The 26,999-nt window shown below is 63.6% G+C and carries 16 protein-coding genes and 1 pseudogene; 9 read left to right on the forward strand and 8 right to left on the reverse strand.

Translation table 11 applies throughout. The features are described 5' to 3' along the window. Window positions 1-11: 11 nt before the first annotated feature. Complete coding sequence (locus Q0330_RS04300) at window positions 12-665, reverse strand: TrkA family potassium uptake protein (RefSeq protein ID WP_299474943.1); 654 nt, start codon at window positions 663-665, stop codon at window positions 12-14. A gap of 194 nt (window positions 666-859) precedes the next feature. Here Q0330_RS04300 and Q0330_RS04305 point away from each other — a divergent pair, with 194 nt between their 5' ends. The 3 genes from Q0330_RS04305 to Q0330_RS04315 all read left to right on the forward strand — a co-directional run bounded on the left by Q0330_RS04305 (window position 860) and on the right by Q0330_RS04315 (window position 3,538). Beyond that, entirely contained in the window at window positions 860-2,593 is a 1,734-nt protein-coding gene (locus Q0330_RS04305) for a BCCT family transporter (protein ID WP_299474946.1), read from the forward strand. Between the two features lie 112 nt (window positions 2,594-2,705). After that, the gene (locus Q0330_RS04310; protein ID WP_299474949.1) at window positions 2,706-3,167 is read left to right on the forward strand and encodes a hypothetical protein; all 462 of its coding nucleotides are present in this window, start codon (window positions 2,706-2,708) and stop codon (window positions 3,165-3,167) included. A 17-nt stretch (window positions 3,168-3,184) separates the two neighbouring features. Continuing rightward, window positions 3,185-3,538, forward strand: coding sequence for a cell division protein ZapA (locus Q0330_RS04315; protein WP_299474952.1), 354 nt, complete (start codon window positions 3,185-3,187; stop codon window positions 3,536-3,538). 19 nt (window positions 3,539-3,557) lie between these two features. On the opposite strand, the gene purF is transcribed toward Q0330_RS04315, so the two are convergent. From purF to radA, 3 genes are all read right to left on the reverse strand, one after another. Beyond that, the gene (gene purF / locus Q0330_RS04320) at window positions 3,558-5,045 is read right to left on the reverse strand and encodes an amidophosphoribosyltransferase (protein ID WP_299474955.1); all 1,488 of its coding nucleotides are present in this window, start codon (window positions 5,043-5,045) and stop codon (window positions 3,558-3,560) included. Between the two features lie 125 nt (window positions 5,046-5,170). After that, entirely contained in the window at window positions 5,171-5,785 is a 615-nt protein-coding gene (locus Q0330_RS04325; RefSeq protein ID WP_299474958.1) for a CvpA family protein, read from the reverse strand. A 42-nt stretch (window positions 5,786-5,827) separates the two neighbouring features. Then, window positions 5,828-7,192: a DNA repair protein RadA gene (gene radA / locus Q0330_RS04330; protein WP_299474961.1), complete on the reverse strand. Its 1,365-nt coding sequence runs from the start codon at window positions 7,190-7,192 to the stop codon at window positions 5,828-5,830. Between the two features lie 182 nt (window positions 7,193-7,374). On the opposite strand from radA, the gene Q0330_RS04335 reads away from it, so the two are divergent. Beyond that, window positions 7,375-8,688, forward strand: a complete 1,314-nt coding sequence (locus tag Q0330_RS04335; protein WP_299474964.1) for a lipoprotein-releasing ABC transporter permease subunit — start codon at window positions 7,375-7,377, stop codon at window positions 8,686-8,688. Then, on the forward strand, window positions 8,681-9,361 hold the full coding sequence (locus Q0330_RS04340) for an ABC transporter ATP-binding protein (protein ID WP_299474967.1): 681 nt from the start codon (window positions 8,681-8,683) through the stop codon (window positions 9,359-9,361). The genes Q0330_RS04335 and Q0330_RS04340 overlap by 8 nt, the downstream gene beginning before the upstream one ends. Here the strand turns inward: Q0330_RS04340 and Q0330_RS04345 are convergent. Then, window positions 9,358-11,100: a chloride channel protein gene (locus Q0330_RS04345; protein WP_299474970.1), complete on the reverse strand. Its 1,743-nt coding sequence runs from the start codon at window positions 11,098-11,100 to the stop codon at window positions 9,358-9,360. The two genes, Q0330_RS04340 and Q0330_RS04345, sit on opposite strands and share 4 nt — an antisense overlap. Before the next feature lie 27 nt (window positions 11,101-11,127). Between Q0330_RS04345 and Q0330_RS04350 the strand changes: the two genes are divergently transcribed. The 4 genes from Q0330_RS04350 to aspS all read left to right on the forward strand — a co-directional run bounded on the left by Q0330_RS04350 (window position 11,128) and on the right by aspS (window position 15,945). After that, window positions 11,128-12,507, forward strand: a complete 1,380-nt coding sequence (locus tag Q0330_RS04350) for an FAD-linked oxidase C-terminal domain-containing protein (protein ID WP_299474973.1) — start codon at window positions 11,128-11,130, stop codon at window positions 12,505-12,507. Between the two features lie 140 nt (window positions 12,508-12,647). Further along, window positions 12,648-13,439, forward strand: a complete 792-nt coding sequence (locus Q0330_RS04355; RefSeq protein ID WP_299474976.1) for a GH25 family lysozyme — start codon at window positions 12,648-12,650, stop codon at window positions 13,437-13,439. Then, the gene (locus tag Q0330_RS04360; RefSeq protein ID WP_299474979.1) at window positions 13,412-14,110 is read left to right on the forward strand and encodes a CPBP family intramembrane glutamic endopeptidase; all 699 of its coding nucleotides are present in this window, start codon (window positions 13,412-13,414) and stop codon (window positions 14,108-14,110) included. The genes Q0330_RS04355 and Q0330_RS04360 overlap by 28 nt, the downstream gene beginning before the upstream one ends. Before the next feature lie 59 nt (window positions 14,111-14,169). Continuing rightward, window positions 14,170-15,945: an aspartate--tRNA ligase gene (gene aspS, locus Q0330_RS04365; protein WP_299474982.1), complete on the forward strand. Its 1,776-nt coding sequence runs from the start codon at window positions 14,170-14,172 to the stop codon at window positions 15,943-15,945. Between the two features lie 572 nt (window positions 15,946-16,517). Here the strand turns inward: aspS and Q0330_RS04370 are convergent. The 3 genes and pseudogenes from Q0330_RS04370 to Q0330_RS04380 all read right to left on the reverse strand — a co-directional run. Next, window positions 16,518-16,658, reverse strand: a pseudogene (locus Q0330_RS04370) (IS5/IS1182 family transposase); the annotation flags it as partial. Between the two features lie 39 nt (window positions 16,659-16,697). Continuing rightward, window positions 16,698-24,761 carry a YDG domain-containing protein gene (locus Q0330_RS04375; protein WP_299474985.1) on the reverse strand — a complete coding sequence of 2,688 codons (8,064 nt, stop codon included), beginning with the start codon at window positions 24,759-24,761 and terminating at the stop codon, window positions 16,698-16,700. Continuing rightward, window positions 24,761-26,647 carry a ShlB/FhaC/HecB family hemolysin secretion/activation protein gene (locus Q0330_RS04380; protein WP_299475283.1) on the reverse strand — a complete coding sequence of 629 codons (1,887 nt, stop codon included), beginning with the start codon at window positions 26,645-26,647 and terminating at the stop codon, window positions 24,761-24,763. The genes Q0330_RS04375 and Q0330_RS04380 overlap by 1 nt, the downstream gene beginning before the upstream one ends. Between the last annotated feature and the right edge of the window lie 352 nt (window positions 26,648-26,999).

Below are 26,999 nucleotides of genomic sequence, written 5' to 3' on the forward strand. Positions count from 1 at the left end.
GGACCGATTGCTCAAAACGACTCGCCGAAGGCCAGAAGCTCGGGTTTGCGGCCAAGGATCAGCAGCCGGTCGCCGGTCTTCATGATGGTCTCTGGCGTGGTCGGGACGAATTCCGTGCCACGCATCAATCCCAGCGAGCGCAGGCTGACATCCAGCCGCAGATGCGCCAGCGGATGTTCGTTCAGCCGTTCCGGGACGCGCATATTGACGACATTATAGCCGTTGCCGAGGGCGACGTAATCCTGCACCGCCGGGTTGTTCATCATCTGCGCCGTGTGCTGGCCCATTTCGACATCGGGCAGCAGCACCCGGTCCACGCCCATCTTCGACATGATCCGGTGATGGGTGCGGCTGTCCGCCTTGACCCAGATATTGCCGACGCCGATCATCTTGAGGTTCATCACCGAGAGGATGCCGGCCTCAAGATTGCCTCCCAGAGAGACGAGCGCGGTCTCGTAATTCTGCACCCCGGCCTCGCGCAGCGCATATTCGTCGGTGGCATCCAGGATGGCGACATTGCTCAGGCTATGGGCCAGTTGCGCGACGCGCCGCTCGCTGATGTCGATGCCGAGGACATGGTTGTCATATTGCGCCAGCGTGCTGGCCACGACGCTGCCGAAGCTGCCTAGACCAAGGATGACGAAGCTGTGCTTTTTGCGACCCATGACGACCCCTTAATCACCTGCGCCGAAGGTTGAACACCTAAGTTACTGGACGTCAACAGCCCCGGGCCGCGCCAGCGAAACAGTGGTTTTGTTGCCACTTTGAACCGTCGGGTGGCCATCTTCAAGCAGATGTGACATAAGCCGCACCCTCGTAAGCAAGACCTAATAACAGAAGAAAGAGTGAAAGGATTTTCATGTCCGATCCGAACGATCCGCATCAAGATCAGAAGGGCCATCCGGGCGATCCCGCCTATGAACGCCCGATCCTCGACGGCCATCCCGAAGATGTCCCACACGACACCCCGGAGGAAGACCCGGTGCCGCCGCCCGAAGGCCCGACCGAGGTGATCGAGACCGATTACGAGATCGGCCAGGACAATCTTGCGCACAGCGTCACGCTGGAGATCGACATTCACAAGCCGGTCTTTCCGATTGCGGCGCTGTGTATCATCGCCATTACCCTCGCGGCGCTGATCTTCCAGCAGCAGTTGGAGCCGTTCTTTCAGGGGATGCGCGACTGGCTGACCGGCAATCTGGCATGGTTCTTCCTGCTTGCCGGCAATATCTTCGTGCTGCTCTGCCTTGGGCTGATCGTCTCGCCGCTTGGCCGCGTCCGCCTTGGCGGCCCCGAGGCGACGCCGGATTTCTCGCTGGGAAGCTGGTTCGCCATGCTTTTCGCCGCCGGCATGGGCATCGGGCTGATGTTCTATGGCGTGTCCGAACCGATGAGCCATTTCGACAGCTCGCTGGCCGGAACCGTGGTTGAAAATGGCGCGCGCACCGATTGGGCGCCGCTGCAAGGCGCCGCCGGGGACGAGATGGCCGCCCGCCGGCTGGGCATGGCCGCGACGATCTTCCACTGGGGGCTGCACCCTTGGGCGATCTATGCGGTGGTGGCGCTGGCGCTGGCGCTGTTCTCGTTCAACAAGGGCCTGCCGCTGACCATGCGCTCGGTCTTCTACCCGATCCTGGGTGAACGCATCTGGGGCTGGCCGGGCCATATCATCGACATCCTCGCGGTTTTTGCCACCATCTTCGGTCTGGCAACCTCGCTTGGCTTCGGGGCGCGGCAGGCGACGGCGGGTCTGAACTTCCTGTTCGATGTCCCGGCGTCGAACATGACCATGGTGCTGTTGATCGTGGCGATTACCGCCGTAGCGACGGTGTCGGTCATCACCGGCGTCGACAAGGGCGTGAAGCGCCTGTCCGAGGCGAATATGGTGCTGGCCTTCCTGCTTCTGCTGTTCGTGATCGTGGTCGGGCCGACCATGGCGATCCTGACCGGCTTCTTTGCCAACCTGAAAGCCTATGCGCAGGAACTGTTGCCGCTGTCGAACCCGTTCGGGCGCGACGACGACAACTTCCGCCATGGCTGGACGGCCTTCTACTGGGCCTGGTGGATCAGCTGGTCGCCCTTCGTCGGCATGTTCATCGCGCGGGTTTCGCGCGGGCGGACGGTGCGGCAATTCCTGGTCGCGGTGCTGCTGGTGCCGGCTATCGTCTCGGTCCTGTGGATGACGACCTTCGGCGGCACCGCGATCTCGATCACGCTGGCGGGGTTCAAGGGCATCTCGGAAGCGGCGCTTGAGTTGAAGCTTTTCGTCATGCTGTCGCAACTGCCCTGGACCGGGATTACCAGCTTCATCGGCATCGTGCTGGTCATCGTCTTCTTCATCACCTCGTCGGATTCCGGCTCGCTGGTGATCGATACGATCTCCTCGGGCGGCAAGGTGAACTCGCCCGTGCCGCAGCGGGTGTTCTGGTGCACGGTCGAGGGGCTGGTCGCCATCGCGCTTCTGCTGGCCGGCGGGCTGGAAGCCTTGCAGGCCATGGCGGTTTCGACCGGCTTTCCCTTCACGATCGTGCTGCTCGGCGCCTGCTGGGCCATCGTGAAGGGTCTGATGGGCGAGAGCCGCGAATTGAAGTAAGCGCGACCGCGCTTAGAATTGCCGGGCGGGCGGGGATTTCCCCGCCCGTCCTTGTTTTTCAGGCGCGGTCCTGTAAGAAGGCTTATCACGAAAGACATTCTCGGGACGGGCCATGACCAGCTTTGCGGACAGTGAAAAGCGCCTGATCGCAGCATTCGGTCGCATAGATGCGGCGCTTGATTTGTCCGCAGCCGAGTCGACGTCACATCACAATGGTTCGACCGATGGCGCTGATCCGGGTGACACCGCAGCGCTGAAGGCCGAGATCGGCGCCCTGAAACGCCGTCTGGCCGAGGCGCATGAGGAAGCCGCCCGGCTGGCCCGTGCCAATGACGCCCTCGTGTCGGCCAATGCCGAACTGAGCGCCGGAAGTGCCGATTCCGATTCCGCGCTGAGGGCCGAACTCGACTCCATCAAGGCGGTCCGTCAGGCCGAGATCGGGGCGCTGGACGAGATCATGACCGGGCTGGAAACCCTGATCGCCGAGGCGCCGCGCGCCCCGGACGCGCCCTATGCCGAGGATGTGACCCCGGCGCCGGCCGATATCGTGGCATTCGACCAACGCGAAAGCTGACCGAAGGGGGCTGACAGATGGATGTGACCTTCACCATTGGCCACAAGGAATACACCCTGCAGGCGCAGGACGGCGAAGAGCGGCTTCTGCGCCGCGCCGCCGGGCTGCTGGACGAGGAAGCCGGCAAGATCGTTGAACAAGCCGGACGGATGCCGGAACCGCGCCTGTTGCTGCTGGCCGGGTTGATGCTGGCGGATCGGCTGTCGGCGATGGAAGACCGCGCCCTTTCCGCCGAGCGCGAGGTGTCGCGCACCCGTTCGGCCGCCTCGGGCACCAGCACGGCCGATGTGCTGGAGGCGATGGCCGAACTTGCCGCCCGCGCCGAATCGCTGGCCGACAAGGCCGAGGATCAGAACTCAAGGCAGGGCTGAGCCCGGCCCCGTCAGAACCCTATTCCGCCGCCTGCATCGGTGCGGTTTCAGAGCCGTCTTTCATGCGGAAACCGCGCTCTAACTGGTCGAAGGGTGCCACCGGGTAATCGCCCGAGAAACAGGCGTCGCAATATTGCGGGCAGGACTTGTCGCGGCCATTGGCCTTGCCTGCCGCACGGTAAAGTCCGTCGAGCGAGACGAAGGCCAGGCTGTCGACGCCGATCCATTCGCGCATTTCCTCGACCGACATCTGGGCGGCCAGAAGTTTCTCGCGGTCGGGGGTATCGACGCCGTAGAAGCAGGGCCAGGCGGTCGGCGGGGAAGCGATGCGGAAATGCACCTCGCGGGCGCCGGCATCCAGGATCATGTCCTTGATCTTGCGGCTGGTGGTGCCGCGCACCACGCTGTCATCGACCAGCACCACCCGCTTGCCGGCGATCAGCGAGCGGTTGACGTTCAGCTTGAGCCTGACGCCCATATTGCGGATCTGGTCGGTCGGTTCGATGAAGGTCCGGCCCATATACTGGTTGCGGATGATCCCCATCCCGTAAGGGATGCCGGATTCCTGCGCATAGCCGATGGCCGCCGGCGTGCCCGAATCGGGGACGGGGCAGACCAGATCGGCCTCGACCGGGGCCTCACGCGCCAATTCGACGCCGATCTGGAGCCGGGTTTCATAGACCGAACGCCCACCGATGATCGAATCGGGGCGCGAGAAATACACATGCTCGAAGATGCAGAAGCGTGACGATGTCGGATGGAAGGGGCGAGAGCTTTCGATCTTGCCCTTCGAGATCACCACCATCTCGCCCGGCTCGACCTCGCGGACGAATTCGGCGCCGATGATATCGAGGCCGCAGGTCTCGGATGACAGCGCATAACCGTCATCGCCCAGCTTGCCGATCACCAGCGGGCGAACGCCCAACGGGTCGCGCACGCCGATCAGCTTGGTGCGGGTCATGGCGATGACGCTGAAGGCGCCTTCGATGCGGCGCAGCGCGTCCTTCATTCGCTCGGGGATATTGCGCTGGATGGATCGCGCCATCAGGTGAATGATGCATTCCGAATCGCTTCCCGACTGGAAGATCGAGCCGCGGTCGATCAGCTCGCGCCGCAGCGCGTCGGCATTGGTGATATTGCCGTTATGCGCGACCGCGCAGCCGCCCATGCTGAATTCGCCGAAGAAGGGCTGCACGTCGCGGATATGGGCCGCCTTGGCACCGGCGGTTGAATAGCGGACATGCCCGATGGCCAGCGGCCCGGGCAGGGTTTCCATCAGCGATTGCTTGGTGAAATTGTCGCGGACATAGCCGAAGCGATGGGCGCTGTTGAAGCCGCGTTCGGTGTCGTGGCTGACGATGCCGCCGGCCTCCTGACCGCGATGTTGAAGCGCGTGCAGCCCGAGCGCCACGAAATTCGCCGCCTCGGCGACGCCGATCACACCGAAGACGCCGCATTCCTCATGCAGGCGATCATCGTCGAAAGGATGCGCGAGAAATGGCTGCATGGGGCTGCTCGTCTGACTTGTGGGGCTGCGCCCTAGATAGGGGCTGCGGTGGAAAAAGTCACGCCCCCGGACCGGGGGCGTGACAGGAAAATGACATTGGGGGCGGCAAACCGCGACTTTGGCCGTCAGTTGCTGGTGCCGGTGGTCTCTGTTGCAGGCGCGGTCGCCTCGGTCGGGGTGATCGCTTCGCCCGTGCAGCCGGAGACCAGCTGATTGTAGCGGTTGGTGATCCAGCCCGGCGCGTCCTGCGGGATTTCCGAATCCAGCGTGCCGATCATCCGGTCCAGCACTTTCGCGGTGCGCGAATCGTCCACCATCGGCACCGGCGAGGAAGCCATGACCCGGTCATAGACGATGAAGGCGATGGCCACGAGCAGGATGCCGCGCGCCACCCCGAAGAGGAAGCCCATGCCCTGATCGACCCCGCCAAGGGCCGAGCGCTGCACCACCGAGGAAAACAGCGGCGTGATGATCGAGAACAGCACCAGTGCCAGCGCGAAGGCGGCGGCGAAGGCGGCGATGGTCGCCAATTCGCAGCTTTCGCCAAGGAAGCGATCCAGGAAAGGGATCTGCGCGATCATCGGGCGCAGCGTTCCGGCGAAGATGAAGGCCAGCACCGCCGCCCCGATCCAGCCGAGGATCGCCAGCGATTCGCGCACGAAGCCGCGCGCATAGGCGAGGATCGCCGACAGGATGATGACGGCCGCAACGATGCCGTCGATAATGGTGAAGCCGTCCATTTACCCACCTTTTGCGGCAGATGTGGCCGCTTTGTCCCTGTTCTAGCCGGCCCCGAAAACCTCTCCGACGAAGCTCGTCAGATCGGCCGTCCGGTCCAGCCGCATGTCCCGCGCGCCCTCGATCTTCGAGGCGGCAGGGATGATGGCCTGTGAAAAACCAAGTTTTTGGGCTTCTTTCAACCTGTTTTCCGCCTGAGCGACCGGACGCAGCGCCCCGGAGAGGCTGATTTCGCCAAAAGTGACACAGTCTGCGGGCAGGGCGCTGTCCTCGCGCGCGCTCAGCAGGGCGGCAGCGATGGCAAGATCGGCGGCGGGTTCCAGCACCCGCATGCCCCCGGCAACATTCAGAAAAACATCGAGCCCGGCAAAGGGAATGCCGCAACGCGCCTCCAGCACGGCGAGGATGGTCGAGACCCGTCCCGAATCCAGCCCGACCACGGTTCGGCGGGGACTTGCCAATGTCGAGGGCGCCACCAGGGCCTGAATTTCGGTCAGCACCGGCCGCGTGCCCTCGATGCCGGCGAAAACCGCCGATCCGGGCGAGGGCTGGCCACGTTCGGACAGAAACAGCGCCGAGGGGTTGGCGACCTCGGCCAGTCCGCCGCCGGTCATCTCGAAGACGCCGATCTCGTCCGCCGGGCCGAAGCGGTTCTTCACCGCGCGCAGGATGCGGAACTGGTGGCCGCGCTCGCCCTCGAAATAAAGCACGGTATCGACCATATGCTCGACCACGCGCGGCCCGGCGATCTGGCCGTCCTTGGTGACATGGCCGACGATGATGACGGCGACGCCGCGCTTCTTGGCGAAGGTGACCAGCTCATGCGCCGAGGCGCGGACCTGGCTGACGCTGCCCGGTGCGGCCTCGACCGTGTCCGACCACAGGGTCTGGATGGAATCGACGATGGCAAGATCGGGGCGTTCGGCATCCAGCGTGGTCAGGATGTCGCGCAGCGCGGTCTCGGCCCCCAGCCGCACCGGCGCCTCGGCCAGCCCGAGCCTTTGCGCGCGCATCCTGACCTGGGCGCTGGCTTCCTCGCCCGAGATATAGATCGCATTGGCGCCGCGTCCGGCGAAAGCTGCGGCGGCCTGCAGCAGCAGCGTCGACTTGCCGATCCCCGGATCGCCGCCGACAAGGATCGCCGATCCCGGCACCAGCCCGCCGCCCAGAACCCGGTCGAACTCGGCAATGCCGCTTTCCGCGCGCGGCGGCGGCGGTTCTTCGGTGGACAGCGCGCTCAGCGCCACGGTCCTGCCCTTGGCCGCGCCAAGGCCGCGCCCCGGCCCCTGGCTCAGGGGGGCTTCCTCGACGATGGTGTTCCAGGCCCCGCAGGCATCGCAGCGCCCGGCCCATTTCTTGTGGGTCGCGCCGCAGTCCTGACAGGTGAAGCTGGTAACGGGTCTGGCCATGCCGGCCTTCATGGCAGAGGGGCGATGGGCAGGCAAGCCCGGCATTCCCCGGCACTGAAACAGCCGGGGCACGGGCCGCCGGAAAACGCCCCCCCACGCGGCTCAACAGCCGATCACGGCAATGTCGGCTTGCGCTTTTCGTGCTTTCCGATCACCTTCCCGGCCGACCCAAAGGACCGGACATGGCTCAATCCGCATCGAACCCACGCCCCTTCTCGGGCTTCGAATTCATGATCGCCTGGCGCTATCTGCGTGCTCGCCGGGCCGAGGGCGGCGTTTCCGTCATGACCTGGATCAGCCTGATCGGCATCGCGCTTGGCGTTGCTGCGCTGATCGTGACGCTGGCCGTGCGCACCGGTTTCCGGGCCGAGTTCGTCGATACCATGTTGGGCGCCAACGCCCATACCACCGTCTATATGTCGCCCATCACCTTCACCAACGAACTGACCGGCGAGATCTACATGCAGCCGGGCCGGATCGCCGATTACGATGCCATGGCGGCGCAACTGGCCGAGGTGCCGGGCGTCACCGGCACCGCGCCAGTGGTGAAAGGGCAGGTCATGGCCACTTCGGGCGGTGCCGCCAATGTGGCCGAGGTCTTCGGCATCACGCTGGATGACCTTCGCCAGATGACCCGCATCGCCGACCCCACCACCGCCCTCGGCAATATCGAGGATTTCGACCGCGGCATCGCCATCGGCTCGGGCATCGCGCGCGAGCTTGGCGTGGGCGTCGGCGACCGCATCCGACTGATCGCGCCCGAAGGCGCGCAGACCGCCTTCGGCACCACGCCGCGCGTCAACGCCTATGAGGTCACTTATATCTTCACCGCCGGGCGCTACGACATCGACCGCACCCGGGTCTTCATGCCGCTGACCGAGGCGCAATCCTATTTCAACCGCGAAGGCGTCGCCGACGAGATCGAGATCTATGTCGACGATCCCGACCGCGTCGGCGACTGGACCCTGCCGCTGATGCAGGCGGCGGGCGAGGGCGCGCAGGTCTGGACCTGGAAGGACAGCTCGGCCAGCTTCCTTAAGGCGCTCGACATGGAGGATGACGTGATGTTCATCATCCTCTCGGTGCTGGTGCTGATCGCGACCATGAATATCACCTCGGGGCTGATCATGCTGGTCAAGAACAAGGGCCGCGATATCGGCATCCTGCGCACCATCGGCCTGACCGAGGGCGCGGTGCTGCGGGTCTTCTTCCTCTGCGGTGCCTTCACCGGGATCATCGGCACCATCGTGGGCGTGATCCTTGGGGTGATCGTCTCGCTCAATGTCGATCACATCATCTCGGCGGTGAACTGGTTCACGGGCGGCGGGGCCTGGGATGCCTCGGTGCGGGGTATCTACGAATTGCCGGCGAAGATCCGCGCCGTGGATATCGGCAAGGCGGTGGCGCTGTCGCTGTCGCTCAGCTTTCTGGTCACCATCTTCCCGGCCGCCCGCGCCGCGCGCATGAACCCGGTGGAGGCCCTTCGCTATGAATGACGTGCTGCGCCTCGACGGGATCGAGAAGACCTATAACCGCGACACGCCCGGCCAGATCGACGTGCTGCGCGGGCTGGACCTGACCATCGGCAAGGGCGAGGTCGTGGCCCTTGTCGCCCCCTCGGGCGCGGGCAAGTCGACGCTTCTGCATATCGCCGGGCTGCTGGACACGCCCGACAAGGGCAGGGTGACGCTGAACGGAACCGACCTGACCGGGCAGCGCGACATGACCCGCACCATGGCCCGCAGGCGCGATCTGGGCTTCATCTATCAGTTCCACCACCTGCTGCCCGAATTCACCGCCGCCGAGAATATCCTGCTGCCGCAACTGGCGAACGGAACCGGCGACCGCGCCGCGCGCGAGCGGGCGGCGAAGCTGCTGGAGCATGTCGGGCTGAAGGATCGCGCCGGTCACCGTCCGGCGGAACTTTCCGGTGGAGAGCAGCAGCGCGTCGCCTTCTGCCGCGCGCTTGCCAATGCGCCCTCGCTGCTGCTGGCGGACGAGCCGACCGGGAACCTCGACCCCGGGACCTCGGACCGGGTCTTCGACGTGCTGATGTCGCTGGTGCGCGAGACCGGGCTTTCGGCGCTGATCGCGACCCATAACCTCGACCTCGCGGCGCGGATGGACCGGGTGGTGCGGCTGGAACAGGGCCGGGTGATCGGGGTCTAGGCGTGCTCCTCGGCCGCTGTGGCCGACAGGGCCTGATTCAGCGCCTGCAAGGCATCCACATGATAGAGCGTGCCGATAATCTCGGGCGGCGGCGCCGGACCTATGGCCTCGGGCGGGCGCGGCGCGACTGGCCGGATGACCGGCAGAAAGGCCGCACCGGTGCGGCGGAACTCGGCCAGGGCGCGGTCCAGCGTCGCGCCATCGACCAGGGCCCGACCCGAGAGCGCCAGCTTGCGCACCAGATCCGGGGCGGGCGCATTCTCGGCTTCCGGCGTTCGCATCAGCGAGTTGATGCGCATCTTGCGTGGCAGCCAGACCTGCGGCCCCTCGGCGATATGAACGCCGCGCAACTCAAGCTGGGTCAGGAAGAAGGACCGGTGCAGCAGCCGCGATGCCAGCGCCGATGACAGCGAGACCGCCGCCATGACCGCGATCCCGGTCTGATAGTCGCCGGTCATCTCGAAGACGATCAGCGCGGTCGAGATCGGCGCCCCCAGCACGGCGGCGGCGACCGCGCCCATGCCGGCCATGGCGTAGATCGTGGTGCTGCCCGACAGGCCCGGCAGGGCGGCGGTGGCGATCATGCCGAAGGCCAGACCGGTCAGCGCGCCCAGAACGAGCGCAGGCGAAAAAATGCCCCCGCCCATGCGCCCGCCAAGCGTCAGCGCCACGGCGAAGACCTTGACCACGGCGAAGAGCATCACCTCCTGCAGGCCGAAGGCGCCGCGCAGGGCGGCGAATGTGGTCTGATAGCCGATGCCGATGATATGTGGAAACGGGATCGCCATCAGCCCCAGCAGCGTGCCCGCGAGCATCGGCCTGATCCAGCGCGGCCAGCCGGTGCGGGCGAAAAGCGCATTGCCGGCGGCATCGGCGCGCAGCACCGCCCAGACCAGCGACGCCGCGACAAGCGCCGAGACCAGGCCGAGCATCATGAAGGCCGGCAATTCGACATAGAAGGACAGGTTCGGCTGTCCGGGCAGATTGAACTCGGTCACGCCGCCGAAGGCCTGCCGGTTGATGATCGCACCGGCGACCGAGGCGATGGCGATGGGGGCGAAGGCATGGGCGGCGAAATGGCGCAGGATCACCTCATGCGCGAAAAGCGCGCCGGCGATGGGGGCGTTGAAGCTGGCCGAGACCGCGCCGGCGACGGCGCAGCCAAGAAGCTCTCGACCCGCCATCGGGCTGGCATTGATGCGGGTCGCGAACCAGGTCGAGACGACGCCGGCCAGGTGCACCACCGGTCCCTCGCGCCCCGACGAGCCGCCCATGCCGAGCGTCAGCAGCGAGGCCGCGGCCGAGGCCAGCCCCTCGCGCATGTTCACCCGGCCGCCTTCCAGCGCCGCATCCTCGATCACGTCGGCCACGGTCGTGGCGCGACCGGCGGCGGTGAAGCGGTCGAGGATCAGTCCGACGATCAGCCCGCCCACGGTCGGCACCAGGATCAGCCACCACCAGGGCATCCGCGCGGCCTCGTTGGTCAGGGCCTGATCGTCGATGCCGTAAAAGGTCCGCATCAATGCGGTGATGCCAAAGCGGAAGAACAGTGCCGCCAGCCCTGCGCCAACCCCGATCAGCAGCGCCAGCAGCCAGAACTGCACCTGGCTTGGTCCGCGCTTGCGAATGATGTGCCAGGCGTGCAGAAGCCGCCGGCGCAACTGCCTTGGCCCGCCGGCCAGCCAGCGGCCGGAATCGGCAATGATACTGGGCTTTCGCTGCGGGTCCGGTTCGGTCATGTTGGCATCAAAGAAGAGGGGGAAGCGATGGTCAACCACAGCCACGCATTTGACGAAATTCGCGCCGTGATTGGGGATCGCCTGTCACAGCGTCAGGCCGACCGCGACGAGCACGGCCAGTCCGAGACATGGCACCGCGCGCCGCCGCCCGATGCCGTGGCCTGGCCCGAATCGACCGAGGAGGTCAGCCGGATTCTGGCCATCTGCAACCGCCACGGCTGCCCGGTGATCGGCTGGGGCACCGGCACTTCGCTGGAGGGGCACGCCCTTGCCACCCATGGCGGGCTGGTTCTCGACATGATGCGCATGGACCGGGTGCTGGACATCCGGCCCGAGGACATGCTGGCCGTGGTTCAGCCCGGCGTGACGCGCGAGGCGCTGAACACCGATCTGCGCGCGACCGGGTTGTTCTTCCCCATCGACCCCGGCGCCAATGCCTCGCTCGGCGGGATGGCGGCGACGCGGGCCTCGGGCACGATGGCGGTGCGTTACGGCACCATGCGCGACGCGGTTCTTGCGCTGGAGGTCGTGCTGGCCGATGGCACCGTCATCCGCACCGGCACCCGGGCGGCGAAATCCAGCGCCGGATACGATCTGACGGCGCTGATGGTGGGCTCGGAAGGGACGCTTGGCATCATTACCGAGCTGACCCTGCGCCTGCATGGCCAACCCGAGGATGTGGCGGCGGCGGTCTGCGCCTTCCCCTCGCTGGACGATGCCGTGAACTGCGTTGCCATGACCATGCAGATGGGCATTCCCATGGCCCGGATCGAGTTCATGGACCCGATCGCCATGCGCGCCGTGAACCTGCATTCCGGCACCGACTATCCCGAGAAGCCGCATCTGATGATCGAATTCAACGGCTCGCCCGAATCGGTGCGCGCCAATGCCGAATCCTTCGGCGAAATCGCCGGCGATTGCGGTGGCGAGGGGTTCCAATGGGCCGCCTCTCCCGAGGATCGCAAGAAGCTGTGGGAGGCGCGCCATGCCGCCTATTGGGCGACGCTGAAGCTGCGCCCCGGCGCGACGGGGGTCGTCACCGATGTCTGCGTGCCGATGTCGGAACTGCCGGGTGCCGTCGGCGCAGCGGCGGCCGACATGGCCGAGGCGGGGATCCTGGGAAATATCGTCGGCCATGTCGGCGACGGGAATTTCCACACGCTGCTGCTGATCGAGCCCGACAATGCCGAGGAACTGGCCCGCGCCAAGAAGGTCGCCAATGCCATGTCGCGGCGCGCCATCGCCGTCGGCGGCACCGTTTCGGGCGAGCATGGGATCGGCCTTGGCAAGCGCGGCTTGATGGAGGAACAGCACGGTCCCGCCTGGGCGGTGATGGGCACGCTGAAAGCGGCGCTCGATCCGAAGAACATCCTCAATCCCGGCAAGGTGGTGGCCGACCGCGACTGAAAGGCAGGATTAGCTCACCGGACTGCCCTTGCGCGGCGGGTCTTCGCCCAGCCGAGCACTGACGGATTCGTGAGCGATTTGGTGTCGTGACTTTATCCACAGGCGCTGCGATAACGAGGAAAACACGTTTGAGGGGCACCATGTCGCGCATTGTTACCGTTTTCTCGGCCCTTGTTATCCTGCTGCTTGCCGCCTGCGGCGGCGGACAGCGCAGCGTTTCCAGCGGTGGCGGATGGGTTGGCGGCGCGGTGCCGCAACTGGGCGACAACGCCCCGCATCAATGGGTCGGCGGGCATCCCTATGACCTGCCCGTCCACGGCATCGACATCTCGCGCTGGCAAGGCAATATCGACTGGGGTCGCGCCCGGACATCCGGGATCAGCTTCGCCTTCCTGAAAGCGACCGAGGGCGCCGATCATTCCGATCCCGAATTCCCCCGCTATTGGCGCGAGGCAGGCAATGCCCGTATCCCGCGCGGCGCCTATCACTATTATTACTTCTGTCGCTCGGGCGCCGAGCAGGCCCGCTGGTTCATCCGCAATGTCCCGCGCGAGCGTGGGTCCCTGCCGCCGGTGCTGGACATCGAATGGACCCATTCGAAGACCTGCCCACGCCGCCCCGGCTCGGCCGAGATCCTGCGCGAGGCATCGACCTTCATGTCGATCCTCGAACGGCATTACGGTCAGCGTCCGATCGTCTATACCACGGTCGATTTCTATCGTGACACCGGGATCGGCCGGCTGAATGCCGAATTCTGGCTGCGCTCGGTTGCCGGCCACCCGCGTCAGGTCTATCCCGGCCAACGCTGGACCTTCTGGCAATATACCGGCACCGGCAGCGTGCCGGGCATCCGGGGCAATGTCGACATCAACGCCTTCGCCGGCAGCGTCGGAGACTGGAGCGCATGGCTGAGCCGACGCCTGGTGCGCTGAACCAGCAACGCTTCATCTGGGCGCGTCCGGGCCAAGGTGGCCTGGGCGCGCTCTGGGCGGAATTCGCGCTGCTCTTTGTTGCGGTTCCGGTCGCCATCGCGCTGTTCCTGCCGCCACGGCAGATGTTCAGCGCGCTTTTCGCCTTTTCGCTTGTCGGGCTGATCCTGCTCTGGCGGACTGGGGGCTTTCACTGGCGCGACCTGCGGCGCGGCTGGGGGCGGTTCGACTGGCGGCTGTTCGCGGCCTTCGCCGGGCTGACCTTTTTGGCCTGTGTGACCGTCCTTTACCTGACCCGGCCAGACGCGCTTTTCGCCTTCCTGCGCCGCGATCCGCGCTTCCTGCTGGTGATCTGGGCGCTTTACCCGCTGCTTTCCGCCCTGCCGCAGGAACTGATCTTCCGCGTCCTGTTCTTCCACCGCTACGGCCCGCTTTTCGCCGGGCCGGGCCAGGCAGTGCTGGTCAATGCGGCGCTCTTCAGCCTTGCGCATCTGATGTACTGGAACTGGATCGTCGCCGTCTTCACCTTCTTCGGCGGGCTGGCCTTCGCCATTGGCTATCTGCGGCGCGGGCTGCCATGGGCCTGGGCGCTGCATGCGATTGCCGGAAATATCCTCTTTGCGGTCGGCATGGGGGTCTATTTCTACTCTGGCAATGTCGTCCGGCCCTTCTGAGCGGTTGACTTCCGCCCCCTCGCGCTGTTCATGCGGTTGCTGAACGAAAGAGGTCCGCCATGCACGCTTACCGCAGCCATACCTGCGCCGATCTGACCGCCGCCAATGCCGGCGAAACCATCCGCCTGTCGGGCTGGGTCCACCGGGTCCGCGACCATGGTGGCGTGCTGTTTGTCGATCTGCGCGATCATTACGGCATGACCCAGGTGCTGGCCGACAGCGACAGCCCGGCCTTTGCCGCCATGGAAAAGCTGCGCGCCGAGACCGTGATCCGTGTCGACGGACGGGTGAAGCCGCGCGACGCGAGCCTCGTGAACCCGAAACTGCCCACCGGCGAGATCGAGGTCTATGCGACCGAGATCGAGGTTCTCGGCCCCGCTGACGAGCTGCCCCTGCCGGTCTTCGGCGATCAGGACTATCCCGAGGAAACGCGCCTGACCTATCGCTTCCTCGACCTGCGTCGCGAGTCGCTGCACGACAATATCATGCTGCGCTCCAAGGTCGTGCGGTCCTTGCGCAACCGCATGTGGGACGAGGGTTTCACCGAGTTCCAGACCCCGATCATCACCGCTTCCAGCCCCGAAGGGGCGCGCGACTTTCTGGTCCCCTCGCGCCTCCATCCCGGCAAGTTCTATGCGCTGCCGCAGGCGCCCCAGCAGTTCAAGCAGCTGATCATGGTCGCGGGCTTCGACCGCTATTTCCAGATCGCCCCCTGCTTCCGCGACGAGGACCCGCGTGCCGACCGCTCGCCCACCGATTTCTACCAGCTCGATATCGAGATGTCCTTTATCGAGCAGGAAGACGTGTTTGCCACCGTCCAGCCGGTCATCCAGGGCCTGTTCGAGGAGTTCGGCGGCGGCCGCCCGGTCGATGCCAACTGGCCGCGCATCCCCTATGCCGAGGCGCTGTTGAAATACGGCAGCGACAAGCCCGACCTGCGCAACCCGATCGAGATGCAGGTGGTCAGCGACCATTTCCGCGGCTCGGGCTTCGCCATCTTCGCCAAGCTGCTGGAACAGGACGGCACCGAAGTCCGCGCCATTCCCGCGCCCACCGGCGGCAGCCGCAAGTTTGCCGACCGCATGAACGCCTTCGCGCAGAAGGAAGGCCTGCCGGGCATGGGTTACATCTTCTGGCGCAAGGCCGATGACGGCTCGACCGAGGCCGCCGGCCCCATCGCCAAGAATATCGGCCCCGAACGGACCGAGGCGATCCGCCTGCAACTGGGTCTGGGCGAGGGCGACGCGGCCTTCTTCCTCGGCGGCAAGCCCGAGACCTTCGAGGCCGTCGCTGGCCGCGCCCGCAACGAGATCGGGCGCGAACTTGGCCTGACCGAGGAAAACCAGTTCAAATTCGCCTGGATCGTCGACTTCCCGATGTATGAGAAGACCGATGACGGCAAGATCGACTTCTCGCATAACCCCTTCTCGATGCCGCAGGGCGGGATCGAGGCGCTGAACGGCGATCCGCTGAAGGTGCTGGGCTATCAATACGATCTGGCCTGCAACGGCTATGAGCTGGTCTCGGGCGCGATCCGCAACCACAAGCCCGAGATCATGTTCAAGGCCTTCGAACTGGCGGGCTATCCGGCCTCCGAGGTGGAAAAGCGCTTCGGCGGCATGGTCAAGGCCTTCCGCTATGGCGCCCCGCCCCACGGCGGTTGCGCGGCGGGCATCGACCGCATCGTCATGCTGCTGGCGGATGAGCAGAATATCCGCGAGGTCATCATGTTCCCGATGAACCAGCGTGCCGAAGACCTGATGATGGGCGCCCCGTCCGAGCCGACCAACGAACAGCTTCGCGATCTGCGTCTGCGCGTGCTGCCGAAGGAATAAGCCTCGCCGGTCGAAACCCGCGTTGCTATCGGGCCTCGCATCGCCCCAGCACGCCGCTGTTGCGGCGTGTTGCGTCCCGCGAGAGCGGAATGGTTGTGTTGGCTGGACGTGACGTTTTGCCTTCCCCTGCCGCAGGGCCGGGCGCACAACATCACTCTGGATGGCGGCATCTGCGCCGCGGGCGGTAATGGCGCCGTTGACAGGCACCGTGGCATTTGCGCGTGTCATTGGCACCGTAGTGCGGTCTTCAAATGTGCAGCATAGGCGTTTGGGGTAAGGGGCGACTACATCTAGGTTCTGACCTATGCACAAACCTAAACGTTTTACAGTCAAACGACTGAATATTGATTATATTGAGGCATGACCTACACGACTTCGTTCCGTTGTCATGTCCTTGCGGTCAAAGAGCGTGAGGGGCTGACATTTGCCGAAGCTTCTGAGCGGTTTTCCGTCGGCATAGCCAGCCTTGTGCACTGGAGCGGGAAACTTAAGCCCAAGGTTTACCGCCACCGGCGGGGACTGAAGATCGACCTTGAGAAACTGGCGCAGGATGTTCGCGACCAAGGCTGCAGGCGGCCGCCCCTGCCGGTCGGCGCAGCCACCCAGATCACCTCCGGCTCGAACCAAATGGTCAGCGCGCCTCGACGGTTGAGCGATTCATCGCAGGTCTGCCGGTTTCTGGTCCTGTAGGACGGGTGCGTCGGTATGATCATCCCTCGCTGTTACCACTCTGGATTCACAAGATGAATCCTTCACGGGATATGTGCAACAGAACCCTGAGTCATCTCCAACTGGATCTCTTTTCCGTCGGCGCTAATGATGATTTCGACGGGAAACGCGTCTGGCGGCACCTGTTTCAGTTCGAATGCTCCGCGTGCGGGATCGAATTTCAGCCATTCGGGCAACGGACCACCATTGACAAGACCTATTGTAAGGGCTTTCGCCTGCGCAACATGCCCGGTCAATTCCTCTGGCAGCGTGAAGCTGAATTCCGAGTTGTCCTTGAGAAGTTCCGAGGAAAACGCCACCCTCAGCTTGGATATCCGCCCTTGACCGAGGCCAGTAACAAGTTCGATCCGAATGGCGTCGGACGGCGCCGCACCTTTTACATCCGCTGCTGAGCCGGTCGGCATGACGCCGTTCACAGCGATTTTTTGGGGCATTGTACGGCTGATCAGCAACTCTGCGAAGCCGTGTGTGGTGTCTTGCCCAGCCGCGACCTCGCGCTTGATCTTATCGGACGCTATGCCGTCGGTGTGACCCATAATCGATACGGAACCGCCGTCGATAGACAGGCTGCCGCCAATCTCATTGTCGGGCCGCATCAGATCGACCACGCCATTGGCGCTGATAAAGCTGGGCCCCGTCGCGACGGTCAGGCTGCCACCGGTCTGGAGAATATCGCCGCCCCTGCTCCATAGTTTCACCCGGTCGGCAGAGACCGCTCCCGCCAGTTCGAGGGAACCGCCGGCGGTTGCGCCAAGCGCACCTGAGGCATGAACGCGCCCGAGGGTAAGCTGGTTGATGTCGGACAGTGTAATATTGGCGCCCGAGGCCTGGACCATGCCACCGAAATCATTACCAGTCGCGCCAAGCGTGATATCCGCTGGCCCGGTGCCCCTCATTGCAGCCAGCGTCGTACTGCCGTCGATCTTGATCGTGCTACCGCCAGATTGCTGGATAGGGCCATCGGTGCTGGAGACGGAAAGGTCGCCTTCTACGCTCAAGTTGCCAAGAACCGTGCCGCCGATACTGTCGGTAATCTCAGCATTCCCGGACACGGATACCGAGCCGCCCCTTGACTGGCTGAAGCCATCGGTCACCACGAAACTTGCCCCGCGATCGGTGGTGAAGCGGCCGTCCGACTGATCGAAATATCCGATGATGACATCGCCGGATGACATGGTGGTGCCGCCCATCTGAGAAAAGCCGGTCAGCGCAATGCCGCCTGTGCCGACATTCAGAGCCCCATCAATTTGGGTTAAGGATCCTTTGCTGCCAATTGAATCGACATTGACTGGACCCGCTTGGGCGGGGGCCACCACATTGCCGCCGAAGGTCACATTGACCCCCTCCGGGATGATCACATTGGCGACATTCGACAGGTCCGGGACCGCCCCGCCTGCCCAGTTCGCCGGATCGAACCAATCGCCAGAGGGGCCGCCGATCCAGCGCACTTCATTGAGACGGTCGATGCTGGCGGTCGTGCCAGCTGTTTCGTTGCGCAAGGCATAGTTGCCTGCGTCTGCGCCGGTCAACGAGATGCCGCTGATGGTGACACTCTTTTCGCTCCCGACATTCTTGTCGGCGAACAGCGCCGCAGCCTGCGAAAACCCGATGAGATCGCCAGCGACGATATCCGATGACTGGCCGGAGACGATCGCATTGCGGTTGCCGTCATAGATCTTGTCTTCGGCCTGGTAGTTTACCGTCAGTTCCTTTCGGGTGATGGTGCCATCTGTCCCGCTGAAGCTGTTCGCCCCGCTCAGATAGTAGTTCTGCGCATCGGTGCCACCAAGGGTAAGGCCCGAAATCGTATAGCTCTTGTTCATGCCGGCGTAGCGGTCCGAATACGAACCGATTCCATTGGTCACGACCTTATCGCCACTTTCCAGCCCGGCCAGCTGCAGTTTGACTGCCGTCATGTCAGCGTTGCCGTCATAGACCTTGGACACGCCGCTCGAGGTGCTCGCTGTTACGGCTTTTGCGCTGACCTGATGGGCGCCAATAACGGTAATCACGTCGCTAAAGTTGACGCTATTTTCCGTTACTGTACCCGTCGTGGCAAGTTGGTAGGCACCTGCGGCCAGCTTGCCAGAACTCGAATAGGTGCCGCCTGACGGCGCCAGCCGAAAATCTGCCTGTCCGCCGGCACCGTCATGGACCACGACGCGGCCATTTGGGTCGACCGTTACGCTGGACCCCGCGATGCTGCCATCATCGAGGCGAACGATCCCAACCCCGTCATAATATTCGACGCTTGCAGGTTGATAGGCCGCCGTTGTGGCATAGACAGTATCGAGATTGGTGACACGTATCAGGAGGCGATCGGAAGGCAGGATCGTGTAATCGCCGCGCTCATAGGCGAAGCTGTAGTTATCGGCCGATCCGTCCTGGGCGGTCAACTGATCGGTGTAAGTGCCGGCGATGCTGTTTCTACCGCTGGTATTCCCGTCGGGGCCGCGTGTGCTGCGCGTCACGCTTGGCGCCACAAATCCAGCGGCAGTGGCCACCGACTCGCCATTGACGAAGCCGCTGTAGCTGACGCCAGCATATCCGGCAGCGTCCCCCTGAACGACGAATTTCGCATCGTTATTCGCGTAAACCTTCAGCAGCGCAGGGGTGATCGTCGCAGCGATTGATTGGCTGGGCGCATCCAGAACATAATCTGTGGCTTGCGAGCCATTGCTACCAGTGATCTTCTCGACCGACAGTCCTGATACGGTAAGCTCATGGGCCGTGACGACATTGGCGCTGTTATAAGCGCGACCGGTATCGCTCAGGTTGGCGGTCGTGTCGCCCGACACCAGTCCTGCAATATGGTAAGTCGGCACGAAATCTGCGCCGGCATTTGTGGTGCCGTCATAGACCTTGGTGACGCCGGGATTGGTCAGGCTGACGGCCAGAGTCCTGGCGCTTATCGTCACGGCTGCATTGGCCGAATTGAGGCTCGGCAGTCGGTAGTTGGATGCCAGCCCGCCATTCGACCCATTGGCAAGCGTCATGCTGCCGATGTACTTGCCCGCGGTTGCGACATGGGCGTTGCTGGCGGTCGCGCTGTAGGTGAGGGTTTCCGAACCGACCAGGTTTCCGATGCTGACCTTGCCCGCTAGCGACGTCGTGCCGTCATATGTCTTGGATGCGGATAGAGTCAGCTGGCGCTGTGTGATTCGCGAGGTGGTATCTGCGGCGTGGGGAGTCAGGGAATAGTTCGAGGCGTCGCCTCCCGTCAGACTTGGGCCGCTGAAAGTAACGCGATTGGCTGTGGTCACATCCTTGCTGTTGAAGGTGCCAATTGCCTGGCCGGTCAGGTTGACACTGTCGCCGGAAACCGGCTTGCCGTCATTGGCGCTGCCTGGCGCCGTAGCCGCTTGAAGTGCGGCTGTGCCCAGAACAGTTGCGGTGGCCGTGCCGTCATAGACCTTGCCCTGTCCGGACAGCCCGCTGATCGTCAGGGCCTTCCGTCCCACGGACAGTGTTCCGTTGGTAATACTTCCCAGCGTGTAGCCCAGGCCTTCGAAGTCGCCGGTTGAAACGCTGTAAGACCCGACCCTGAGCAAGGCTGCGCCGGAGAGTTGCGGCGACAGGATCTCGAACAGGTCGTCGCCGTTCATCGGGCCAGAGCCGCCGCTCATCGTGAAGACTGGTGTGGCGTCGCCATAGGTTACAGTTTTGTCGTCAATGGTGCCCGACAGCATCACCGCCTCGCGATAGATCGCGCCCGGCTCTCCCGCAGGGAGAGCGGTCGTATAGTTCGTCGCCGTCTCGTCCGAATTGTAGCGGAAGCGCCTGCTACCTGATCCGATCAGTCCTGTCAGCCCGGTGCTGCCGGTCACGCTGCCCGACAGGAGCCGGACGCTGCCCCCGCCACCTGCAGTCACCGTCGCGCCATCCGCGACCGTGATGTTCCCGCCCGTTGCGGTGCCTGCGGCCGCAGCTCTGCCCGCATTGAGCAGAACGGCATTGGCGGTCGTGCTTGTCGTGGTCACGCTTTGGGCAATGTTCAGGTTGCCGGAGAGCGTCTCGATCTTGACATCGCCCGAGGCGGAAATTCCCCTCGTCGCTCCGGCAGAGTCGATATCGAGCGCGCCGGAATTGACGAAGGCAAGGCGTCCCACGCGAACCGACGGGGTGCCGGCTGCAATGGTCCCGATGGCGTTGCCAGCATGGGTCAATGTAAATGCGCCGGTGCCGTTCAGGGAAAGCCCGCTTGCGGTCAGCGCCGCAGTTTGCGTCACTGTTCCGTCCGAGGTCACAGAAATGGTGTCGCCAGTTGCAGTTACCGCATTGTTGAGGGCGATATTGCCGCCATGGATCGAGATCGGCCCGGTCAGCGTCGCGCTATCGGTGAAAGTGACGTTGCTGCTATTGTCGATGGTGACGCCTGACATGCCGTCATAACGACCGATTGTCAGCCCGGTCAGCTGGCCGAAATTCGCAACCCCCAGCCAATTGAGTTGCGGCCCTTCGAAATTCGTCAAGGTATCATTATTGTTGTGATTCCAGTCGAAGGTTCCGGCGAAGGCACCGTCATCCGGCGCGATGGTCAGGTGCCCGGTGCTGTCCACGACCAGAAGATTGCTGCCGGCGCCGGCGATCCGGTCGGTGATGAGCGTGACGTTGCCGCTGCCGGTCCTGATCGTGCTGCCATCGGTATCCGTTGAGATCCCGTAAGCACCATTATAGCCGTTTCCGGCCCAGACCAACACATCGCCGCCGTCGGTGGTGATATCGCCGTAAAGGTCAACTGCATTGTTGTTGAACCCGGTGGTGCCAATCGAGGGTCCGTTGCCGACCGTCAATCCGTTCCAGATCGAGCTACCAGCCGCAGTGTCCGAACCACCGATCCAGACATGACCGCCTCCGGTTGCGACCGTGCCCAGCAGCGAGACACCGCCATCGTCGTCGTCACCGTCGAAATCCGACCACAGCACGGTGTTCAGCGTCCCGCCATTCGTCGTCGATATGCCCCCTTCGAGAAAGATCCGGGCATTGCCTTTCATTGTCAGCGTTCCTGCACCACCGCTTTTTACGATTCTCTTGCCGGACCTCAGGTGGAATTTCTGATTGCCGCCACTGGTGCTGCGCAGCAGAATGTCGCCGTCGCCGAACGATGTCAGGTTGCCGTTGATATCGATTGCGCCGCCATAGACATTGAATGTCCCCGGCAGCGACAGGTTTCCTGTCAGGGCCATATTGGCATTGTTGCCTTCCTTGCCGAGCGTGAGACCACCCATATTGGCAATATCGTTCAAGACCAGCCCGCTTACTGAACTCGTCCCGACAAGATTGCCGCCCGCCATTGTGCCGCCGAACGTGAATGTGGCCGGATAGCTGGCGTTGAACGGCTCGATGGTCAGGTGTCCCGTCGTATTGACCGTTAGCGTGTCGGGACTGTTCGGACGCGTGAAGGTGTCGGTCCTTATTGTCACATCACCGGTGCCCTGCGTCGTGATCCTGGACGTCCCCTCGATGTCAAGCTCGGACGAGGCGGCACTGATCATGACATCGCCGCCGCTTGTGATTTCGGTATTCTCGATGGTGTAGGACCAGTTGTAATCTGATTGTTCCAAAGCGTCGATCGTCAGGTCGCTCGCCGCCGACAGGGTCACGTCTTTGGTCAGGAGCGCGCGGTTTGCCCCGACGCTGTGACTGGAGACGATGTCCAGCGTGCCGCCTGAACTTATGCTGGTATTCTTGGCGGTTCCCGTGATTTCGACCAGGTAAAGCGAGTTGACATTGCCGGCGGGCTTCGTGCCGGTGATCGTGATATTTCCAGAGCCGGCGGTGGATATTTGCGTGCCCGGGTTGACCGCAACGGCGCGAGAGGCTGAACCGACCGCAATATTGTTCCCCTTCAACGTTCCCTGGATGCTGATATCGCCATCGGTCGTGGACAGCGTCGCGCCATTGATCCGAACGCCATATACAGTGTCCTCTGCTCCGTTGGTTTTGTACGTTGTCCCGGCAAGCGCGATATGCCCCACCCCCGTCTTGATCGTGGTGTTCGGCCCGAGATATAGGGCTGCGCCGCCCCCATATGAGGCGTGATCCGAAACGGTGAAGTCACCACCATTTGTGATTGCGGTTAAGCCGGACAAGTCGACGACGGCACCTTGGCCCACGCTTTGCGTCTGCATCGATATGTTGAAGTTCAGCGGTGCGCCGGTTGATTCGACCTTTGAACCAGTGCTGAAGCTGATGTTGGACCAGCCAAGCCCTTTGCTGTTCATGTTCAGAGAAACCTCTGACGGCGGCCGGACACTGACCTTGGCACCCGCGCTCCATGTCAGGGTCTGGTCGGCGGTCAACGTGACACTGGTCCCGGAGTTCAACAACCGCGCGATTTCGCCCGAGGTGACGGTAGCCCCCGCAACGCCATCACCCGTCGTGGCGTCATTGGTCACGGTGATATTCGTCGGGTCGAACAGCCATTCACCCGCCTTGCCTGCGGGTGCTGCAGCCGACCCGCTGGCGCCGGTGGTGAACAGACGGTGTCCCGAGGTCTCGATGGCGCCGCCATCGCCGCCTGCCATGCCGCCGCGGGCGGTAATATGGCCCCCGACGCGCGTCACCGACGCGTCATTGCCTGTATCCGACCAAAGCACAACGCGACCGCCGTCGCCGCGCAGGATCGCAGAGGCGTCAATGCGCGCGCCCTTGGACATTGTCACGCTTCTTGCTTCGCGCATCGCATCGGAACCTGCAAAGATCAGGCGTTCCGGATTTGCGCCGCCTTGCCAGTCACCTCCGATCACGACGTCGCCGCCGCCGACGAGTCCAGCGGCGCTCAATCGCGCCGAAGGGGTCAGCGTGATGTGATCGCCCTCAACAGCGATGGTGCCCCCTTGGTGCCCGCTTGCATCGAAGCTGCCGTCAAGTATCGCGGCGCCGGAATCGATATGGATCTGTGCCTGTTCTGGGCGAGCCACGGGCTGGGCAGAACTGTCAAGCGTGATCCGTTCTGGCAATGCGGTCGAGGCCCGCAGACGACTGTTTGCCGTGGTTCGCACCTTGCCACCGCCGAGGAAGATGCGCCCACTCGACCGGCTGATGCCTGTTGCATTCACCGTCCCCGAGTTGCGCACGACACCAGAGCGAATCGCGTTGGCCGCACCCGCCGTCATGATGACCTGCCCGCCCGGGGCTTCGATCAGGTGGCCATTTTCGACGAGTGCTTCGATCTGACCAGCCTCGACCCTCACATTCATATGTCCGGCGCCTTCGTCGAATTCCAACTCGACAGTCTCGCCCGCAGCCAGGGCCACCGTACCTTTGCGCGCGACGATGACGCCTGTGTTGCGGACTTCCGGTGCCATCAGGGCGATATAGCCCTGATCGTTCGACGTCAGCCGACCCTCGTTCACAACGCCGCCCGTGGCGCCATCGCGCGTGAAGCGCGCGCCGCCGGACATGAAGCTCTGATCGGAAATGGCATGCGTGGTGGCCACCAGCCCACCCACATCGACGCGCGCATCCTTGCCGAAATAGACACCGCGCTTGTTGGATATCCAGACCTGTCCATTTGCCGTCAACTGGCCATTGATCTGAGAGGCGCTGACGCCTTGGACCCGGTTCAGTGCGATGCTGCTGGCCGAGGGCTGCCGGAAGTCGACGCTGGCATCGCGGCCGATATCGAAACTGCCCCAGTTGATCACAGCGCGATTGCTGTGCTGATCGACCACCAGCGTTCCTGGGCCGGTCTTGCCGATCTGCGCCTTGCCGGCGGCCACATGACCGTTCTGCGGCAAAGCAAGGCGCGCCGGTTCAGCATGAACCTGTCCAGTCAGTCCGGCCTCCAGCATTGCGGCGACCAGCAGCGCCATTGCTGCCTTGCAGGCTGCGTTCAGATGCCGCCTTTGCCGAGGGCCGGATCGGCGGGAACCTGTGCGGACCAACTCAGGCACCACGATCATGCAGCTCTGCGTCATGCTCCAGATCACACGAAAATACTTGTTCATCATCGTCGCCTTGGTTGATTGCGTCTCTACTTGGCTCTCGGTCGGGGCGGTGGTTGCAGCATGGGGTTGATGGCGGTGACGCATTGGGAAGCCAGGATCAGGCGGGAAGCGCGATGCAGGCTCATTGTCAGCCATCAGAACGTTCTTCGCAGTGCGAGCCAGGCGCGGATCTTGCGATGGCTGCCGTCCTGATCGTCGCCGTTGCGTGACGGGTTGCGGGTATCTTCGATGGCATTCGGGTTCTGCCCGAGCCGCCGCGCGAGTGTCAGATCAGCCGCCCAGCCTTTGGGGCTGGACCAGGACACCGTCGCGCCGACCCCTTTCAGTTGATAGCTGTCGGGTTCTCCGAGGGTGGTGCGGTCTGCGATCCATCCGTGATCGTAGAAGCCGGAAACTGCCCAATCCCGATTGATCTGGTATTTCAGTTCAAGGTTCAGGACAGCGCCAGAGGGACCGTCGCCCTCTCCGATCGGATAGGCGCGTACGCCATTGCGGCCGCCAAGGAAAAACTCCTCAACATCGTCGAGGCCTTCTGGCCCCTTTTGCGCCGAGAGGTGGGCCGAAACCAGTGTCCGGTCATTGACATATTGCTCTCGACTCAGATTGAGGCGCCAGATGCCGAAGTTGTCTTCGATGAAGCTACCGGCGTCCGTGCCCTTGGTCTTGCCATGTGTAAAGCTCAGCGCCGCGCGGGTCGTGCCTCCGCCGTGAAGGTCATCTTGCCAGAAGCCGTCCAGCCCGATGCTGGCGCGGGTGACGTGATAGTCCGAGACCGTATCGCTGCGCACCTTGTTCGTCAGATCGTCGCGCCCGGCCGACAGCGTCAGGTTGATGTTGCGTTGCCGACTGAGCACCAGCGGAATTATCGCGCCGATGTTGCGGGTCAGGCTACGACCGTTGGGGTCAAGCTCGACCAGGTCCTTCTCTGTCACCTCGTAATCCAGATAGCCCAGGTCGGCCCAGACACTGGCACCCCGTACCCCCACAGGGACCGAATAGCGAAGCTGAACGTCCGGACTACCCTCGGTCGCGGTCAGGCGTGCGAGCAACAGGTCGCCGCGGCGCAGCGGGCTGTAAAGACCAAGCTGGGCGCTGGCCCTTGCTTCGCCGACCGAACGGGAACCGAAATTGTCGAGCGACAGGTCCGCAGTCCACGGTTTCTCGTCCACCGCAGTCAGCAGCAGCACCGTGTCATTCGGTGCCTGCCCCGGTGCAAGCGCGCCGCTGAGCCTGACGCCATAATGCCCATTCGCGATCAGTAGCGGCTTGTCCAGCGCTTCCGGGCGCAGCGGCGTGCCCGGCGGGACATTGCCGTCAAACACCCGCTGGATGATTTCGGGCCGAACCCGCGTCGGCGGCGTTCCCTCAAAGGCAAGGCCGGCATATCGCGCCTCCTGCACCTCAAGCAGGACGCGGCCGCCCACAACTTCCTGCGGCGGCACAATGACGCGGGCGACATAGCCGTTTTCGGCGTAGTAAGCCTCGATCATGCGAGCGGCGCGGTTGATCTGTGGAAGGCTAACCGCGCGGCCGGTAACCTCTGCCAGCACGCCGCGAAGCTTTGGCGTATCGAACAGACGATTACCCCTGAACTGCCACTCCGACAGATATAGCGTCGGGGCTTTGGGATCGTCTGGAATGTCCGCGACCATATCGACAGAAATCCCCGGCAGCACGACGGAGCCGGTATTCGCGTTCTGTGGCGAAGGGGGCAACGGCTCCAGCGTATCGGCTTGCCGTTGCAGTTTGCCGGCATTCGCAGCAATGGCCTGCGCAAGCGCCGACCCGCCGGGCATCGCGATCAATCCGCATGCGAGCATCATCGCGATCCACCGGGATCGGCTGCGGCAGGCATTTCTGGCAGGTCTGTCAGGCCGATCTTGCTTGCGATTCTCCTTGCGGTAAGCAGAAGCCCCCTGATGAACGGACCTGTTCGAGCTATTCTTGGTCAATGCCATCCCTTCGTCTTTGTCTTCGGCGTTCTGCACAGCCGCACAGATTTCTTGCCCCGTAGTCTTCATCACGCTGCGACCACCCTGGCGTTGCCCCCCACTGAGCCGGGTGCTTGAGAGAACCAACCACAAACTCGTTAAGATTCTCCTGATTGCGGCTCGCGGTCGGCCATGGCGTTCACGCGACAAGAAGTCGACCGACGACGCAGCCTTCGGAAGGGTGCTTGCGATCCTGCAGCACAAACATCTGCGCGACTCCTGCACTGGAATTCTCTACGGCGTGGGCAACCCGGCAGGTGCCGAGCGACAGCCCCATGATACAACCATTCGAAGGTTAAGAATCTGTTAATAAAATAAAAATTTAAGTAGATCGGCCAGCGGAGCCCGACCGCAGGAGGCAGAAGGCCTGCTGTCTGGTGGA

This window comes from uncultured Paracoccus sp. (assembly GCF_937873615.1).
Taxonomy (GTDB): Bacteria; Pseudomonadota; Alphaproteobacteria; order Rhodobacterales; family Rhodobacteraceae; genus Paracoccus.